This is a genomic window from Flavobacterium sp. GNP008 (assembly GCF_056428965.1).
Map to the genome: position 1 here is coordinate 468,346 of NZ_JBWJVL010000001.1, position 18,404 is coordinate 486,749.

Sequence of the window (18,404 nt, forward strand, 5' to 3'; positions counted from 1 at the left end):
ATCTAGTTATTATTATCATTAATAATTCTAAAAAACCTAAAAGAAGCATACACAATGAGTAAAACTCCAAAAGCAACTCTGTAAGCAGGCTCCATTGTTAGAGGAAAATTCTTCATAAAGATAATGAATAAACCTAAAACAAGATAGACCAGAAAAAACAAAATTCCTAAAACGAGAAGAAATCGCTCTTTAAGCGATTTCTTCTTAATATTATTAAGTATGTTCTCTAACATTATTCCGCAGATTGGATAGTAATAGGAAGTGAATACAGTACTCTTACTTTCTTACCATTTTGTTCTCCTGGAGTCCATTTAGGACATTTTTTCAAAACTCGAATCGCTTCTTTTCCTGTTCCATAACCAATATCTCTGATTACTTTAATATCAGTTAATGAACCGTCTTTTTCAACGACAAAAGTAACATACACTTTACCTTTTAATCCTTCTTCTTCTGGAGTTTGGTAATTATTCCCAACAAATTTGTAAAATTTCTCGATTCCACCTGGAAAATCAGGCTTAACTTCAATTCCGGCAGTATTGTAAATTTGGTTATCAACTTCTTCTACTACAGCAGCAGTTCCAGTACCTACTGGCTCAACAGTTAAAACTGCATCTGGATCTCCTTTAATAGTTTCAGAACCTAATTTCTTATCTTTTAACTCTACCGTTTTTGGCGGTTCCTCAGTAACTTCCTCCGCTTTTGCAACGACTGGTTTCACAAATTTTTGTTGATCAACTTTTGGTGGCGGTGGCGGTGGTGGTGGAATATTTTTTTTAATTTCCTCTTTGGGTGGCAATTTGATGCTTACAATTTTAGTATCTAATACTTGGTCATCATCCGAAGAATCTGGTAGCAAATTTAAAATAAGTGGAGCACCAACTGCAAAAGCGAAAACAAATGCACCAATGATAAGAGCTTTAATATTGGTCTTGGTATTTGATTTTCTAAGCTCATAAGCGCCATAAGCCTTATTACGACCCTCGAATACAATATCAAGCCATTGGTTTGTGAATATATCTAATTTCATTTTTCTTAATTATTAGGTTATAGAGTAATAAGAAAATCTTACTTACCTTCTAACAATTTTAGTTCCTCGGGAGAAAAATCATTTACAATTGCGTTTGAAGGCACTCCCACAATTGCCATCTCATCTAGTATGTCTACTAAATTACGGTAATTTGATTTTTTACTTGGTTTAATAATTACGATTAAACCTTTGTCTTTATTTCCGGTATATTCAACTACTGATTTTTTTCTTTTCAATAATTCTTTACGAATACCTTCTTTACCATAAGAAATATCTTTAGGACCAGCAATAGGAGTTGCTAATAAACCCATATAATAAACCATCTTATCATTGTCTCCTAACAAAACCGTCAAGGTACGATTCTCATCAACTTTGATAGGTTTCTCATTAGGATCATCCTGCTTGTCAGGCAATCCAAGAGGCATCGATTGAGGTTTCGACAACGTAGTGGTAAGCATAAAAAATGTAATCAATAAGAATGCCAAATCCACCATCGCAGTTAAATCCACTTTTGAGTTGGTTTTTTTACTTCTTACTTTACCACCTTTTTTGCCTCCACCGTCGCCAGTATTTAATTCAGCCATTTTAGTGTATTTTTTTAGTTATTTATCTTTAGCTCTCAAACCAGTAACCAAATTGAAACTATTGATTTTTTGATCTTGTAAAACATCCATTACTTGTTTAATTGCAGGATATTCTTCTTTTGCATCTCCTTTTATAGCAATTTGCAACTCCTTATCATTCACATCAATATTTGCAATACGCGAATTGTAGATCCAATCTTTCAATTGATTGTCCAATGAATCTTTAGGAACTCCTGGCTGTAAACCTGGCTTACCTCTATCAGCAGTTTTCATTGCAATCAATTGCTTAAGGTTAGCCATTGGAACTCCAATACCCTCCATTAAGGCAAACTTTGCAGATTCTTCTTCTGTAAATGCAACGCCGTACTTTTGACCCATTAACTCCAAGGCCTTTTTTCTAACTTCTCTACCTTTCAGATCAAAGAATATTTTTCCTTTTCCAACAGTTATGGTAGCTAAATTATCTTCCGGTAACTTTGATTGAACTGTTGATGCAGGCGTATCTACTGGCAATGCTTCCGGTATCTTTGCCGTTGCTGTCATTACAAAAAACGACAACAAAAGAAAAGCTACATCACACATAGCGGTCATATCAGTAGACCCTGCTTTTTTTTGCATTTTTATAGCCATTAATATATTTTTTAAATACTTATAAGAAAACAGGATCTATTTACAAGACCCTTATTTTCATTATAAATAAAATTATTAATTATTTTCTTGTACTTCTGTAATGTCTGTAAGTATTTACAATCGTATTACCTGCCTCATCAATAGAGTACGTCAAAGTATCAATTTTAGAAGTAAAAAAGTTGTAAGCAACAATCGCTAATGCTGAAGTAGCAATACCAGTAGCAGTATTAATCAATGCCTCAGAAATACCATTTGCAAGTGCAGCTTGATCCGGAGTTCCAGCAGCAGATAATGCACTAAATGCTTTAATCATACCAGTTACTGTACCTAACAAACCTGCAAGTGTACCCAATGATACCATTGTAGAAAGGATAGTCATGTGTTTCTCTAACATTGGCATTTCAAGTGAAGTAACTTCTTCGATTTCTTTGTGAATAGTTTCAGCAGCAGCTTCGCTATCTAAACCTTCATTTTTAACTTCTTGATATTTCAATAAAGCTGATTTTATTGGATTTGCAACAGAACCTTTTTGTTTGTCACAAGCAGCAATTGCTCCTTCAATATTACCTTCTTTAATATCTTTTTGTACATTTTTCATGAATTGATCAAGATTCCCTGTACCAGCTGCTTTCGAAATTACAGCATAACGCTCAAACGAGAACACAACAACCATCAATAGAAATCCTAACAAAATTGGTACAATAGGTCCTCCTTTATAAACCATTGCTAACATATTCCCTGGTAATGGATGCCCTGTATTAACACCGCCTTCAAAATTTGCGCCATTACCCATTATAAAATTCCAAATTAACCATCCAACAAAAATACATGCTACAATAATGATTCCTGAAATCATTCCTCCTCCGTTTGCACCTTTTTCTTTTTTAACGTTTGCCATTTTTTTTAATTTTAATAGTTTTAAATAAATTATCTTAGTTATATTAAACTTGTAGTAGAGCAAATTTATATTTTTAGTTCAAATAAAAAAACTTTTTTTTATTTAATTATTATTAAATTTATTTCAAAAACATATTTATCGATTATCCCTTTGCATTTATATCAAAATTCGCAAACAAATCAATCGCTTTACAAAAAATAACATATTTTTTTATGAAAAATTAACATTATATTTCAATAACAACGCCTTTAGCAGGAAAACTATTATTTTGTTTTATTAACAATAAAAAAGCAGGAAAACTGCGGTATACACTAAAATTATTGGTTTTAGAAAAATATAATATCATACTTCTGAAGTAAAATCAAACGTATTATGAGTAGAAAAGAAGATTTTATTAAGCATATCTCTGAGGGATATAGTTCTAAAGGAGAAAGCATAACTTTGGGTGGCGCATTATTAGACGGAGAGGCTTTGTCAGATGCCCTTGTAAAAGTACCTTTAAAAACCTTAAACCGTCATGGCCTAATTGCTGGAGCTACCGGAACTGGGAAAACAAAAACTATTCAAGTGCTTTCCGAACAGTTATCCACCTTCGGGATTCCTGTTTTGATGATGGATATTAAAGGTGATTTTAGTGGAATTGCTAAAGAGGGTCAGGAAAAACCATTTATAACAGAACGCCACGCTAAAATTAACATACCCTATTCTACAGCAGGTTTTCCTGTTGAATTACTGACTTTATCGGAACAAAACGGTGTTCGTCTTCGGGCAACGATTTCTGAGTTTGGACCGGTATTATTTTCTAGGATCCTCAATTTAAACGATACTCAAGCCGGAGTAGTGGCTGTTATTTTTAAATACTGTGATGACCATAAAATGCCTTTGTTGGATTTAAAGGATATTAAAAAAATAATCCATTTCATTACCGAGGAAGGAAAAGACGAAATTGAAGAACATTATGGGAAAATTTCCACTTCCACCACAGGAATCATTCTTAGAAAAATAATAGAATTAGAACAACAAGGAGCTGATTTGTTTTTTGGAGAAATGTCTTTTGATATAGAGGATTTGATGCGCATTGATGAAAACGGAAAAGGATATATCAATATCTTACGATTAACGGACATTCAAGACAAGCCAAAACTATTCTCCACATTTATGCTGTGTTTGCTAGCGGAGATTTACCAACAAATGCCCGAAAAAGGCGATTCAGAACAACCGGAATTGATTATTTTCATTGATGAAGCTCATTTAATTTTCAACGAAGCCAGCCAAGCATTACTTGAACAAATTGAAACAATTGTAAAACTGATTCGTTCCAAAGGAATTGGTATTTATTTTATTACTCAAAACCCGATGGATATTCCGAGTGGTGTTCTGGCACAACTAGGTTTAAAAATTCAGCATGCTTTGCGAGTTTTTACTGCAAATGACCGAAAAGACATTAAACAAACCGCCGATAATTACCCAACGTCTGACTATTATAAAACAGACGAAATTTTGACCAGCCTTGGAATTGGCGAAGCTCTGGTAACTGCATTAAATGAAAAAGGAATTCCCACTCCCCTTGCTGCTACAATGATGCGTGCTCCAATGAGCAGAATGGACATCCTAACTGAAAGTGAAATTCAGGAAATCAACAATAAATCAAAACTAGTAAAAAAATACAGCGAACTTATAGACCGTGAAAGTGCGTATGAAATGCTCCAGAAAAAAATCAGTATTATAGAACAAGACGTTTCCAAAAAAGCCCAGAAAGAAGTTTCCGAAAAACAACAAGACCAAGAGCCAAGTACTGGAAGTGTTGTTGGAAAATCAGTTTTAAAAGTACTGACGAGCGCGACATTTATCAGAGGCGCTTTTGGAGTACTAACAAAAATGTTTAAAAAATAACTCCCTCAACACCCTTTTACTGTGAAGTATTAAAAGGGGTAATTCTAAAATAGTAAAATTAATTATGAAAAAATATTTTGTCCAAAACGCTCCTTTCGTTGTTCCCACTACTGATGGAAAACTAATTGAAGAACACCACGGATTAGCCTCTACGCACAATCGTGAAATCTCGATAGCTCACATGGTTGCACCGCCTAAATGGAGCGAACCGTTTCAAACCCCTGCGTTTGATGAATACACCTATATTATTAGAGGTAAAAAACAATTCATAATTGAAGATGAAGTTGTCATTCTGGAAGCTGGACAATCGATAAAAATTGAAAAGAATTCACGCGTACAGTATTCTAATCCTTTTGAAGAACCTTGCGAGTATATTGCGATTTGCAAACCCGCTTTTTCTCCAGAAAACGTTAATAGAGAAGAGTAACCCCATCATTAATTTATATCTTTATACTTTCAAAATTTAAAATAATGGAAACTCAAAAGAGAATTGTAATAGTGGGTGCTGGTTTTGCTGGTTTACGTTTGGCTCAAGACTTAGAAAATACTGATTTTGACGTATTGCTAATTGACAAGAACAATTACCATCAGTTTCAGCCATTGATGTATCAAGTAGCAACCGCGAGGTTAGAACCAGCAAGCATTTCATTTCCTCTGCGCAAAGTATTTCAACATTCTAAAAATGTTCGTATTCGAATTGCTGATGTACTTAACGTTGATACACAGAACAATAAAATAAAAACCTCTATTGCTGATTTTGATTACGATCATCTTGTCATAGCATTTGGCTGTACGACGAATTATTTTGGAAATGCTGAAATAGAAAAATTCACTTTTCCAATGAAATCAGTTCCAGAAGCAATTCAACTCCGGAATCAAATTTTGCAAACCTTCGAAGATGCTTTGATTACAAAGGAAGAAGATTTACAATCACTAATGAACTTTGTAGTCGTAGGTGGCGGACCCACAGGAGTAGAACTTGCCGGTGCTTTAGCAGAAATGAAAAAAAACATTCTCCCTAAAGATTATCCAGATAAAGATTTCTCTAAATTAACTATTTATCTTCTTGAAGGATCTTCGAATGTATTAAACCCAATGAGTGAAGATTCTCAAAAAATGTCTCGCAAATATTTGGAAGAATTGGGAGTGGTTGTAAAAACTAGCACGATTGTAAACCATTATGACGGTAAAATTGTCAGCTTACAGAACGGAGATATTATCAAGTCTAAAAATGTAATCTGGGCAGCAGGTATTATTGGAAACACGCTACAAGGTATTCCTGCTGAAAATACTACCAGAGGAAATCGATACCTTGTCAATCGATTCAATAAAATTGTGAATTTAGAGAATGTATATGCCTTAGGAGATATTGCTTTCATGGCAACCCCCAAATACCCCAATGCGCATCCTCAAGTCGCCAGTGTTGCCATTGAACAAGCAAAAGTATTGGCTCAAAATTTTAAACTTAACCTAAGAAACAAACCCCAAATAGAATACGAATACCATGACAAAGGATCTATGGCAACTGTAGGAAAGCGTAAGGCAGTAGTAGATTTGCCAAAATTTAGTTTTCAAGGAAGACTGGCTTGGTTCACCTGGATGTTTATCCATTTAATGCTGATTTTAAGCGTAAAAAACAAACTCTCCATTTTCATCACTTGGATGTTCAGTTATTTTAGCAATGATAGCACTTTACGAGTATTATTAAAACCAGCAACAAAAAACAAATAAAGCAAAAAAGGACTCTAAATAGAGTCCTTTTTTTATTTTAATAATTCTAAAATTTTATTTTCAACTGCTTTAGAATCCCAAATTTCATCAATTTTTTCCATTTTTAAAATTTCTTCCATGATTGCATTTTGATAATCTCCTATAGCCAAAGCTTCTGTATAGGGGCGATCACTAAATGTAACACGACTGTAAAGAGGAATCCATTTTTCAGGATGTTTATCGGAGAATGATTTTTCGATTTTCTTTTGCAAAAGAAATTTCTCATCAGCCGTTTTGGAACTCATTTCTAAAAAATTACGATATGAAAGTTCTGCAATAGCATCCGCATTTGGCTTGCGGGATTTTTGGTACTCTGAGAAAATGGTTTTCCAATCGTCACCATACTTTTCAATCATTTCGTATAGGACTGAAATATCTTCAAAACCTGCATTCATTCCTTGTCCATAAAAAGGGACAATCGCATGACTGGCATCGCCAATTAGGGCTATTTTATCTTCATAAGTCCAAGGGAAACATTTCATTGTCACTAATGTACTTGTTGGATTATTAAAAAAATCTTCAACTAATTTTGGTATTACATCAATGGTATCCGGTAAGTTTTTTTTGAAAAAATCCTCTATTAATCTTCTGTCTTTTAATGATGCAAATGAATTTTCTCCTTCAAATGGCATAAATAAAGTACAAGTAAAGCTACCATCTAAATTGGGTAATGCAATCAGCATGTATGCACCACGAGGCCAAATATGAAAGGAATTTTTATCTAACTTATGGGTTCCGTCCAGATTTGCGGGGATATTCAATTCCTTATAACCAATTGGTAAAAATTCTTGTGAGTAATCAAACATGCTTTGGCGTTGCATGCGGTGACGGATTCTTGAAAAAGCACCATCAGCACCAAAAACCATATCGTACTTTTTATCCTCCCAAGCTCCACGCTCTGTTTCACCAATGTGTAGCGTAGCATCATCAAGAGTTACATCCCAGATTTTATGTTCAAAAAAGAATTCAGCTCCTGCTGCCTCTGCTAAATCAATCATTTTCCTATTCAATATTCCCCTCGAAATGGAATAAATAGATTCTCCTTCTTGCCCGTAATTTTGAAAATTAAGTTTATCTACTAAATGGATGGCCCGTTTTTCCATAGGAATTGCAATCTCACGAACGGCATTTCCTATACCGACTCCATCTAATGCTTTCCAACCGCGGTTGGACATCGCTAAATTAATAGAACGACCAGAAAATTGTATTTTTCTGATATCGGGACTTCTATCGTAAACATGAACAGTATGACCTGCTTTACGAAGATAAATAGCTAATAAAGATCCGACTAATCCAGAACCTACAACCGCTATTTTTATGGGAGTTTGCATTATTTTTTTATAAAAAGTTAGGCAAAATTACTGATTTATTATGTTAAGCACTTTAAAAACAATTATTTTTTACGTGGAGTAAAAACCAATTTTGTAGAAGTTCTGACAATCTCCTCTTTATTGAGCTTCATTCTTCTGAATTTTCCAGCGTTATACAACTCCGCCTGATCGCTGTAATGTGCGCTCATTGGGTTCCCGGACTGTCCAGTTGGCAATATGCTCCAGCTGTTTTCTATATCAGAAAAATCTACAATCCTTCGCGTTGATGGCCCTCCTTTTACGATGTAATTCCCATCATCCGTAAAATCAAAAAACAAATTATTAATTACTTCTGTAGAACCAGAAACCTCAAAAGGGCCAACATTAAATATTTTTCTTAAAGCCGCCACTTTCCCCAATGGATGCTGGTGTTCCACTGTATGCACTTTACTCCAAGTCCAATCCGAAACGGAATTTCCCAATTGCTTTTCTAATGCCACAATTGATTCTTTAAACGATTGGGTTACAATTTGCATTCTTGTTTCTTTAGAACTCTTTGTGTTTATATTATCCCACCAAAGTGATTTTTCGTTCATAATTTGTATGGCTATAATTTGCTTGACAATATGGGTTTCTAAAAATTGCTTGAAATTTGCTGCACCTAATTCATCCTTGAAAGTATTTTTCAAATACTTATAAATCCATTTATTATAGATTGTTGGAGCAACATCGCTAAGATTATTAGATCCTTTCCATTCTTTCAGAACCATTAAGGCTTTCTTTTCATTTTTAGACAGCGCTGTTTGATCCACATTCGAAATTAAATTCGCAACCACTTCTGGGGCAACGGTTGATGTATTATCAAAAATCATTCTTCCCACTGCCGCTTTATCCCAATTGGATTTTGGATTCAATAATTGCGTAATTCGTCTCGCTCTATCCTCAGGAAGATAATACCCTGGATACAAAAATCCATTTACTGGTTCTGGCTGATTATTCGCTGAATACACATAATTCCAGCTGGGATTTTCAGCCGAAGGATTCTGAGAGAAATCTAAATATTCGGTAATATCATCCTTCGCATTGGTTCCATCCAGAATAAAGTTAGGATTTACTCCCTCATGGTGCTTGTATAATTTTCCGGTTGCCCACCAAGCAACATTTCCTTTGGCATCGCCATACATCACATTTAATCCAGGCGCTGCGATTAACGACACTCCTTTCTGGAAATCGGATTTGCTTTTAGCATGTGAAAGTACATACACCGCATCGAGAATTTGAATGGGTTGTTGGGTATAAATCCAAGACATAGCAACGGGTTTATCTAGCTTCAAACCATCAATCAAATTATTCATAATTGGACCATGGCGCGATATTTTTACATTCAAAACCACATTCTCTGAATCTTTTACACGAATGGCTTTCCTGCGAATCTCATAGCCACTGTAACCTTTGGGTGTTTGGTATGAATTGGCATCCGCGGGATTAGTCTCTTCTTGATAAAAATCAATATCGTCGTTCTCAAACATCGTCAAGCCATACGCATATTCTCTATTGTGGCCTAAAAGCGGATAAGGAGTTCCCGCTAAATAGGACCCGTACAACTCGAATTCCGGAGTAACAATGTGCGCTTCATACCACGTTCCTGGCTGTGAAAAACCTATGTGTGGATCATTAGCAAAGATAACTTTCCCATTTTTAGTTTTATCTGGAGCAATAACCCAGCTGTTACTTCCTATAAAAGGAGCAACTGGAGTATTCCCTAAAAGTAATACTACCGATTTTGAAATAGCTGCATATTCTTGCAACCTGTTTTTCGAATTTTTAATTTTGGTGGTATTAAAAGAACCGTCAATTCCAAAATCCTTGATATAATCCAACCCGAATTTATTTCGAATATCTGTCAGTAACGGATCTGTTTTGTGGGCCATTGCAAAACTAAAAGACATATAACCAAAAATATTATAAACGTCTTTTATCGTAAACTTCTCCTTTTTTACACCCAATAAACTGAATTCTACAGGCTTTTTTCCTTCTTCAAGATATTGATTGATACCGTCTAAATATGCCATTGTCAACTGATAGCTTGGACTCTTTTTATCTACAGTTGCAATCGCTTTAGCAGAAGCTTCTTCGATTCCTAATCCAACAAAGAATTTATCGTTTTTCAAGGCTACAGAGCCAAAAATCTCTGACAACCGTCCGGGCGCAATGCGACGCATTAATTCCATTTGCCACAATCGATCTTGTGCATGCACATACCCTAAAGCCACCATAGCATCCTTTGAATTCAAAGCATAGATGTGAGGAACCCCAAATTCATCAAAATAAACAGTTGTTTCTTTTTGGATGTTTTTTAATCGCACTTTGCCTTCATATTTGGGTTTTAGATAAAAACCATAAATAATTATAGTTATTGTTAAGACAAAAACTACCAAAAACAATACCAATAGACCTTTACTAAGTATTTTCATTGTTAGATAAATTGAAAAACAAATATATAGGATTTGGTAGTTATTTGAAAAACTATTTATTTCAGCACTTGAATTCAAATCAGATTCAACAGTTTTAATCTAAATTTTAATTATTTGTTTAATATATTTTAAATTTAATTAAACAAAAAGTATATTTGTTTAATTAAATTTAAAAAAATGAAACACATTTCTAAAAATGATATTTCCCAGATGGAAAAGATTGAAAGATTGAATCTTATCAATTCCTGCACGGGTTACAAATCAGCTAACCTACTTGCAACAAAATCCCTAGAAGGAAACTCTAATGTAGCTATTTTTAGCAGTGTAACCCACTTAGGGAGTAATCCTGCAATGATTGGATTTATAATGCGTCCCACGACAGTTCCCAGAGATACTTATAAAAATATTAAAGAAACTGGATATTTCACCGTAAATCACATAACTGTTGACATGATTGAAGCCGCCCACCACACATCTGCAAATTATGAATTGGGCATTTCTGAGTTTGATAAAACTAGTTTAGAAGAAGAATACAAACCCAATATTGAAATCCCTTTTGTAAAAGGTAGCCCTGTGCAGCTGTATTGCAAATATGTAAATGAATATTACATCAAGGAAAATGACACAATTCATGTAATTGCGGCAATTGAAAGTTTGTTTTTTGAAGAGGAATTAGAACATAAGGATGGCTGGTTACAGATTGACAAAGGAAATGTTGTGGCGCTTAATGGTCTTGATGGGTATTGCTTACCCAAATTAGTAGATCGCTTTCAATATGCTAGAAAAGAAATACCTACCGTTTCGTTTTATAAAAAATAAGTATGATGACACTTCGGTTACTCCTTGGCGATCAGTTGAATGAAAATCATTCCTGGTTTCATAAAAATGACAAAAACATTATTTACGTCTTGGCCGAAATGCGTCAAGAAACGGATTATGTAAAGCATCACATACAGAAAGTAGTGGCTTTTTTCTTGTCGATGAGGAATTTTTACTCAACGATACAGGCTCAGGGCCACCAGGCCGTTTATTTTCAAATTACAGATCCTGATAATCCACAAGATCTGGAAAAGATCATTGCTGCTTGTATCCACAAATATGACATCAAAAAATTCGAATACCTGTTACCCGATGAATATCGACTCGACGAGCAACTCAAGACCATTTGTGCTAACCTTAAAATAGCGTCAGGAGTTTTTGATACCGAGCATTTTTACACCACGCGCCACGAACTCTCTGATTTTTTTGAAGGTAAAAAACTATTGTTGATGGAGAATTTCTATCGTAGTATGCGCAAGAAACACCATCTCTTAATGGATGGCTCTACTCCTGTAGGAAATCAATGGAACTTTGATGCTGATAATCGTAAAAAATACAAAGGAGAAGTCCCGATTCCAACAGAGAAAAATTTTCATAAAAATGTATCTGAAGTAGCTTCTCAAATTCAAGAAGCCGGCATAATCACTTTTGGAAATATTACTGAAACTAATTTCAGCTGGCCTACTTCCCGTGAGGAAAGTTTGGAGGTTTTGGATTATTTCTGTAAGAATTTATTAAAACATTTTGGCGATTACGAAGATGCGATGCACACAGATGAAAAATTTCTCTTCCATTCTCGTTTGTCGTTTGCAATGAATAGTAAAATGCTTTCGCCAAAAGAAGTTCTGGAAACCGTTATTGCTTTTTATCATAAAAACGAAACTGAAATTTCCATCTCACAGGTAGAAGGCTTTGTGCGACAAATTTTAGGTTGGCGCGAATACATTCGTGGAATCTATTGGAAAGAAATGCCCAATTATGCACAACTGAATGCTTTAGAAAATCACAATAAATTACCAAATTTCTTCTGGACGGGAAAAACTAAGATGAATTGTATGAGCCATGCCATCAATCAGAGTTTAGACGAAGCATATGCACATCACATTCAACGCCTCATGGTAATCGGTAATTTTACCTTGTTGACACAAATTAATCCTGACGAAGTAGATGCTTGGTATCTTGGCGTTTACATTGACGCTATTGAATGGGTAGAAATGCCCAACACTAGAGGCATGTCACAATATGCAGATGGCGGAATTATTGCGACTAAACCGTATGTTTCCTCCGGGAGCTATATCAATAAAATGAGTAATAATTGCAGCAAATGCCATTACAATGTCAAAGAGAAATTTGGAGACAAAGCCTGCCCTTTCAATACGTTATATTGGAATTTCCTAGATGAGAAAAAAGAGTATTTCAAAGGAAACCAGCGCATGGGGATGATGCTGAATTTATTAAAAAAAATGAATCCTGAAGAATTGTATAAAATCAAAGTAAAGGCTAATACTATTATCGAAGATATGGATTCTCTTTAAATAAAAATAACCAAAAAAAAAGAGCGTTTAAATTCTATTGGAACTTAAACACTCTCATTATAAAAAAAACTATTTATTCTTTCTTACTTCCATCTATAATAGCACCTGTTCCTGCACCCACTCCAGCGCCTGCAATACCACCAATTATAGCTCCTTGAACTTTTTTCTTACTAATAATAGCGCCAGTAGCGGCACCAACACCAGCTCCAATTACAGCTCCTTTAGCAGTACTACTCCAACCTTTCCTTTTTGTGGTTGTAGCTGTTGTCGTTGTAGTAGTTGTTCTAGGGGCTTGTTGATTAACAACAATAACTTCTTTTTGAGTTTCTATCTTTGCTTCTTCTATTTTAGCTATTTCAACTTGCATGGAATCAATAACGCGTTGTTTCTCTATTTCAACTTTCATAGAATCCACGGAAACTTGTTTGGCTTTCTGAACATCCATTTTTCCTTGATTTTGACAAGAAACAACAACTAGAGAAACTAATATAAAATATAATACTTTCATGATTTAAAATTTTAAAAATTACTAAGTCTACAAAGGAACATTAAAACCTCGTCATAAACTTATAGAATTCAAACTATTTATTATATAATTCCGGGACTGATTTATCTTAGAATTCCTCTTTTTAGAATTTGTCCAAAACGATACATATCTTCAAAGGAAGTATACAAAGGAACAGGAGCTAAGCGAATAACATTTGGCTCCCGCCAATCCGTGATTACTCCATGCTTCATTAAATAATCAAACAAACCACGGCCTTCTCCATGAAGCAATACGGATAATTGTGAGGCCCTTTCAGATGGATTAGCAGGAGTGATTATTTCGAAAGTACTGTCTACTTCTTTGTCTATTTCTTTTAGAATAAACTCTAAATACGAAGTTATTGTATCCCTTTTTGAAATTAAAGCATCCATTCCTATTTCGTCAAATAGTTCAACAGATGCTAAATATGGCGCTAGAGAAAGAATGGGAAGATTACTTATTTGCCATCCATCCGCTCCATCAATTGGATCAAATGTTTGTTCCATCTTGAAACGGCGTTTTTTATTGTGTCCCCACCATCCTGCAAATCTTGGCAACTCTAGATTGTTATGGTGCTTTGCGTGAACAAAACATCCTGAAGCATTTCCTGGCCCGGAATTCATATACTTGTAACTGCACCAAGCAGCAAAATCAACTTCCCAATCGTGCAATTCTAATTTTACATTTCCGGCAGCATGCGCTAAATCCCAACCAACATAAGCTCCTACTTTATGTCCAGCAGCCGTTATGGTTTTCATATCAAAAACTTGTCCCGTATAATAGTTAACACCGCCAATTAAAACTAAAGCCAATTCCTCACCAACTTCTGCAATTTTTGCCAAAACATCATCCAAGCGAATGTTGTGTTCGCCTTCGCGACGCTTGATTTCAACAATGGCATCTTCGGGTTTGTGCCCGTGGAAATGCACTTGACTTTGAAACATATATTGATCCGAGGGAAATGCTTTCTCCTCGCAAATGATTTTAAATCTAGTTTTTGTAGGTTGGTAAAAGGAAACCATCAACAAATGAAGATTTACCGTTAAGGTATTCATTACAGTAACCTCGCTTGGTAAAGCACCTACAATTTTACTCAACGGATTCGCAAAGCGTTCATGGTAATCCCACCATGGTTTTTTACTATAAAAATGACCTTCAACAGCCAAATTAGCCCAATCATCCATTACCTCATCTACATAGGCTTTACTCCGTTTAGGCTGTAATCCCAATGAATTTCCAGTAAAATAAATGACCTTTTCACCATTCACTTTAGGAAAAATAAATTCATCTTGATACTTTTGTAGGTGATCTTGTGAATCTAGCAATTTTGCAAATTCAAGGGTATTTTGGAAAGTCATATTTTATATTTTGTTTTGTAAAAGTAGTAAAAAAGACAAATAGATAAAAGACTTTATCCGTTTAGCTATACTTATACCGTCAGAATTACAGTTAAGAAAAATAGTTATCAAATACTATACTGAATTAAAAACCAAATCGTTATTTAAGTATATTTGATTGAATTTAAAATCCTTAGCTATGCTTAAAAACAGTTTAAACGTTATTATTATTGCTATTGCTGTGGTGATTTCCTCGTATTTATTTTCGAATGCTTTTCAAAATCGAAATAAAAGCAATGACACCATCAGTGTGACCGGCTCCGGAAAGAAAGATTTCGTATCTGATTTGATTGTTTGGAGCGGCTCTTTCTCTAAAAAAAGCCTGACTTTAAAAGAAGCATACGCTGCTCTGGATTCTGATAGAGAAAAAATAAAAAACTATTTATCGAGCAAAGGAATTACTCCAAACGAGATGGTCTTTTCCGCAGTGAATTTCAATAAAGATTTTGAAACAATTTTTAATGAAAACGGAACTACAAGACAACAAAATTTCACTGGATTTACCTTAACCCAAAGTGTGACTATTCAATCTAAGGAAGTCAATAAAATCGAGGAATTATCCCGACAGTCCAGTGAATTGATCAACTCAGGTGTTGAATTTTACTCCAATCCACCCGAATATTATTATACAAAACTTGCCGAACTAAAAATAAAGATGATTGCCGAAGCTACCAAAGATGCGAGCATTAGGGCCAAAAGCATTGCTGAAAATGCTGATGCCAGTTTAGGGAATTTAAAAAAATCAGACATGGGTGTTTTCCAAATAACAGGTCAAAACTCATCTGAAGATTTTTCGTATGGTGGCTCTTTCAATACGCAGTCCAAAAACAAAACAGCTAATATTACGGTACGGCTGGTGTATCAAGTGAATTAGGAATACAAATTATGAATTATCCCTGAATTATCTTAGGTGAGGGATGGAAGTAGCATCCTTTATTTTTTTTCTTTAAGAAAATAAAGATACAATGTACAACCTGATCCGCTTTTTCAGCGGGACACACACCAAAAAAAAATCTCGCCAATATTGACGAGATTTTGTTGTATGTGAAATCAGTTTTTAATTAGATAATCAACATCGCATCACCATAGGAGTAGAATTTGTATCCTTCTTCAATTGCTTCTGCATAGGCTCTTTTCATTAAATCATGACCACAAAATGCTGAAACCATCATTAATAAAGTTGATTTTGGTGTATGGAAATTAGTAATCATACACGTTGGAATTGTAAATTCATGAGGAGGAAAAACGAATTTATTTGTCCATCCATCAAAAGGATTCAATGTATTATGTGAGGAAACTGAACTTTCTACCGCACGCATAGAAGTCGTTCCTACGGTACAAATACGTTTCTTTTTAGCTTTGGCTTCATTCACAATATCACAAGCTTCTTGCGTAATTTTTAATTCCTCCGAATCCATTTTGTGTTTTGATAAATCCTCAACCTCAACTGGATTAAAAGTTCCCAAACCAACATGAAGTGTCACTTCGGCAAATTTAATACCTTTGATTTCCAATTTTTTCAGTAACTGCTTAGAGAAGTGCAATCCTGCAGTTGGTGCCGCAACAGCTCCTTCTTCTTTAGCATAAATCGTTTGGTAACGTTCCGCATCTTCCGGGGTCACATCTCTTGAAATGTATTTTGGGATTGGAGTTTCTCCTAGTTCTGTTAATTTATTTCTGAATTCTTCGTAAGAACCGTCGTAAAGGAAACGCAAAGTTCGCCCACGTGAAGTAGTATTATCGATAACTTCTGCAACTAAGGAATCATCATCTCCAAAATATAATTTGTTTCCGATTCTGATTTTACGTGCTGGATCAACCAAAACATCCCAAAGTCTTTGCTCAGAATTTAATTCTCTAAGTAAAAAAACTTCGATTCTTGCTCCTGTTTTTTCCTTATTTCCATACAAACGTGCTGGAAAAACTTTAGTATTATTCAAAATTAAAACATCACCGTCATCAAAATAATCGATAACATCTTTGAACATTTTGTGCTCTATGGTTTGCTTCTTACGATCAATAACCATTAGACGTGATTCGTCTCTGTTTTCAGCTGGATATTCGGCAAGAAGTTCTTTTGGCAAATCGAATTGAAAATGTGATAATTTCATTTAAAAAAGTTATGAGTTATGACTTATAAATTATGCCCTTTAAGATCGCTTAAGACAACAAAATTCTAAATCGTTTGCAAATATACGATTGTGAGATAGGCGTTGTCAAGTGTTTTGCTGTTTATTTTCAAAAGCTACTGATTCACTATGCTTTACAACGCTTATTTTTCTGAAATCTGAAAACCTAAACGTCTTAAATCTTCCCAAAAATCAGGATATGATTTTGAAACCACTTCCGCATTTTCGATAATTATTGGCACTTTTAAAGCTAATGGTGCAAATGCCATCGCCATTCTATGATCGTTATAGGTCGCAATTGTTACATTGTGTTCAATTTCGTCTGAGGCCAAAAGCGTCAAACTATCATTAGTAACTGATATACTGGCTCCGAGTTTTATTAGCTCAATTCGAAGCGCTTCCAATCTGTCGGTTTCTTTAATTTTCAACGTATGAAGTCCTGTAAGATGACAACCAATTCCTAATCCAAGGCAGGTAACTACTATCGTTTGTGCGATATCAGGGGTATTGTTAAGTTCAAAATTTACCGTTTGAGGAATAAACCCCACTTGTTTTGTAAGGGCCATTTTGTTTCCTTCAAAATGCGTATCAACACCCATTTGTTTGTAGATTTCAACCAACGCGGAGTCGCCTTGCAAACTAGTTTCTTTATAACTAGTCAATGAAATTGCTGCATTCTCAGCCAGAGCAGCCAAACTGAAAAAGTAAGAAGCAGAACTCCAATCGGATTCTACAGTCATTACTTTTGATTCCACTTCCTGTTTCGGGTAAACTGTGATAACATTTCCATCAAAACTAGTTTTGATATCCAAATCATTCAATAAAGCCAAGGTCATTTTAATATATGGAACCGAAGTGATCTCACCTACCAAAGTAATTTCAATACCATTTTCTAGTTTTGGAGCTACTAATAACAATGCTGATATGTATTGACTGCTCACATTTGCAGGAATAGCAACTTTAGAAGCAGTGATTTTTTGTCCTTTGATTCGAATAGGCGGATACCCTACTTCATTTTCATAAGAGATTTGCGCCCCTAATTGTTCCAAAGCTTCTACTAAAACTTGTATCGGACGCTCTGTCATTCTTTGCGAACCAGTCAAGACTACTTCTCGATCTTCGTTTACAGCAAAATAAGCCGTTAGAAAACGCATCGCCGTACCCGCATGATGAATGTCAACTATTTCCTCGTTTCCTCGCAATGCTTTTTGCATCACTTCACTATCATCAGAGTTTGAAGTATTGGCCAAAGTAATATTCGGGAACAACGCTTGCAATAACAACAGTCGGTTGGTTTCGCTTTTTGAGCCAGTAACAGCAATTTGAGCTTGTAAATTGGATTGGGAAGTTTGTAACTGTAAATTCATATTTTAATTATGAGTTAGAATTATGAGTTTTAGCTTTCGCTTTCT

At 34.9% G+C, this 18,404-nt stretch carries 17 protein-coding genes; 6 read left to right on the forward strand and 11 right to left on the reverse strand.

Annotated features, from left to right (window positions below; all coding sequences use genetic code 11):
• Positions 1-2 precede the first annotated feature (2 nt).
• The 5 genes from AC0608_RS02185 to AC0608_RS02205 all read right to left on the reverse strand — a co-directional run bounded on the left by AC0608_RS02185 (position 3) and on the right by AC0608_RS02205 (position 3,139).
• Positions 3-233, reverse strand: coding sequence for a hypothetical protein (locus tag AC0608_RS02185; RefSeq protein ID WP_417959371.1), 231 nt, complete (start codon positions 231-233; stop codon positions 3-5).
• Entirely contained in the window at positions 233-1,027 is a 795-nt protein-coding gene (locus AC0608_RS02190) for an energy transducer TonB (protein WP_417959370.1), read from the reverse strand. Before AC0608_RS02190 ends, AC0608_RS02185 begins: the two co-directional genes overlap by 1 nt.
• 38 nt (positions 1,028-1,065) lie before the next feature.
• Positions 1,066-1,611 carry an ExbD/TolR family protein gene (locus tag AC0608_RS02195; RefSeq protein WP_417959369.1) on the reverse strand — a complete coding sequence of 182 codons (546 nt, stop codon included), beginning with the start codon at positions 1,609-1,611 and terminating at the stop codon, positions 1,066-1,068.
• Between the two features lie 18 nt (positions 1,612-1,629).
• Entirely contained in the window at positions 1,630-2,229 is a 600-nt protein-coding gene (locus AC0608_RS02200; RefSeq protein ID WP_417959368.1) for an ExbD/TolR family protein, read from the reverse strand.
• 91 nt (positions 2,230-2,320) lie between these two features.
• Positions 2,321-3,139 carry a MotA/TolQ/ExbB proton channel family protein gene (locus AC0608_RS02205; protein ID WP_417959367.1) on the reverse strand — a complete coding sequence of 273 codons (819 nt, stop codon included), beginning with the start codon at positions 3,137-3,139 and terminating at the stop codon, positions 2,321-2,323.
• Positions 3,140-3,511: 372 nt separating this feature from the next.
• On the opposite strand from AC0608_RS02205, the gene AC0608_RS02210 reads away from it, so the two are divergent.
• The 3 genes from AC0608_RS02210 to AC0608_RS02220 all read left to right on the forward strand — a co-directional run bounded on the left by AC0608_RS02210 (position 3,512) and on the right by AC0608_RS02220 (position 6,763).
• Entirely contained in the window at positions 3,512-5,032 is a 1,521-nt protein-coding gene (locus tag AC0608_RS02210) for a helicase HerA-like domain-containing protein (RefSeq protein ID WP_478287976.1), read from the forward strand.
• Between the two features lie 64 nt (positions 5,033-5,096).
• The gene (locus tag AC0608_RS02215; RefSeq protein ID WP_478287977.1) at positions 5,097-5,459 is read left to right on the forward strand and encodes a cupin domain-containing protein; all 363 of its coding nucleotides are present in this window, start codon (positions 5,097-5,099) and stop codon (positions 5,457-5,459) included.
• 44 nt (positions 5,460-5,503) lie between these two features.
• Positions 5,504-6,763 (forward strand): NAD(P)/FAD-dependent oxidoreductase, encoded by a 1,260-nt coding sequence (locus AC0608_RS02220; RefSeq protein WP_417959364.1) that lies wholly within the window; start codon positions 5,504-5,506, stop codon positions 6,761-6,763.
• 32 nt (positions 6,764-6,795) lie between these two features.
• Here the strand turns inward: AC0608_RS02220 and AC0608_RS02225 are convergent, their stop codons facing one another.
• Complete coding sequence (locus AC0608_RS02225) at positions 6,796-8,133, reverse strand: FAD-dependent oxidoreductase (protein WP_478287978.1); 1,338 nt, start codon at positions 8,131-8,133, stop codon at positions 6,796-6,798.
• 62 nt (positions 8,134-8,195) lie between these two features.
• Positions 8,196-10,586 carry a penicillin acylase family protein gene (locus AC0608_RS02230; protein WP_478287979.1) on the reverse strand — a complete coding sequence of 797 codons (2,391 nt, stop codon included), beginning with the start codon at positions 10,584-10,586 and terminating at the stop codon, positions 8,196-8,198.
• Positions 10,587-10,763: 177 nt separating this feature from the next.
• Here AC0608_RS02230 and AC0608_RS02235 point away from each other — a divergent pair, with 177 nt between their 5' ends.
• Both AC0608_RS02235 and AC0608_RS02240 read left to right on the forward strand, forming a co-directional pair.
• Positions 10,764-11,405 (forward strand): flavin reductase family protein, encoded by a 642-nt coding sequence (locus AC0608_RS02235; RefSeq protein WP_478287980.1) that lies wholly within the window; start codon positions 10,764-10,766, stop codon positions 11,403-11,405.
• Between the two features lie 2 nt (positions 11,406-11,407).
• Positions 11,408-12,940, forward strand: coding sequence for a cryptochrome/photolyase family protein (locus tag AC0608_RS02240; RefSeq protein ID WP_478287981.1), 1,533 nt, complete (start codon positions 11,408-11,410; stop codon positions 12,938-12,940).
• 73 nt (positions 12,941-13,013) lie between these two features.
• Here the strand turns inward: AC0608_RS02240 and AC0608_RS02245 are convergent, their stop codons facing one another.
• On the reverse strand, positions 13,014-13,448 hold the full coding sequence (locus AC0608_RS02245) for a YMGG-like glycine zipper-containing protein (protein WP_417959359.1): 435 nt from the start codon (positions 13,446-13,448) through the stop codon (positions 13,014-13,016).
• 101 nt (positions 13,449-13,549) lie between these two features.
• Complete coding sequence (gene kynU, locus AC0608_RS02250; protein WP_478287982.1) at positions 13,550-14,824, reverse strand: kynureninase; 1,275 nt, start codon at positions 14,822-14,824, stop codon at positions 13,550-13,552.
• A gap of 178 nt (positions 14,825-15,002) precedes the next feature.
• On the opposite strand from kynU, the gene AC0608_RS02255 reads away from it, so the two are divergent.
• Positions 15,003-15,737 (forward strand): SIMPL domain-containing protein, encoded by a 735-nt coding sequence (locus AC0608_RS02255; protein WP_417959357.1) that lies wholly within the window; start codon positions 15,003-15,005, stop codon positions 15,735-15,737.
• 187 nt (positions 15,738-15,924) lie between these two features.
• On the opposite strand, the gene queA is transcribed toward AC0608_RS02255, so the two are convergent.
• Both queA and aroA read right to left on the reverse strand, forming a co-directional pair.
• Entirely contained in the window at positions 15,925-16,974 is a 1,050-nt protein-coding gene (gene queA / locus AC0608_RS02260) for a tRNA preQ1(34) S-adenosylmethionine ribosyltransferase-isomerase QueA (protein ID WP_417959356.1), read from the reverse strand.
• Between the two features lie 161 nt (positions 16,975-17,135).
• Positions 17,136-18,359, reverse strand: coding sequence for a 3-phosphoshikimate 1-carboxyvinyltransferase (gene aroA / locus AC0608_RS02265; RefSeq protein ID WP_478287983.1), 1,224 nt, complete (start codon positions 18,357-18,359; stop codon positions 17,136-17,138).
• Positions 18,360-18,404 lie beyond the last annotated feature (45 nt).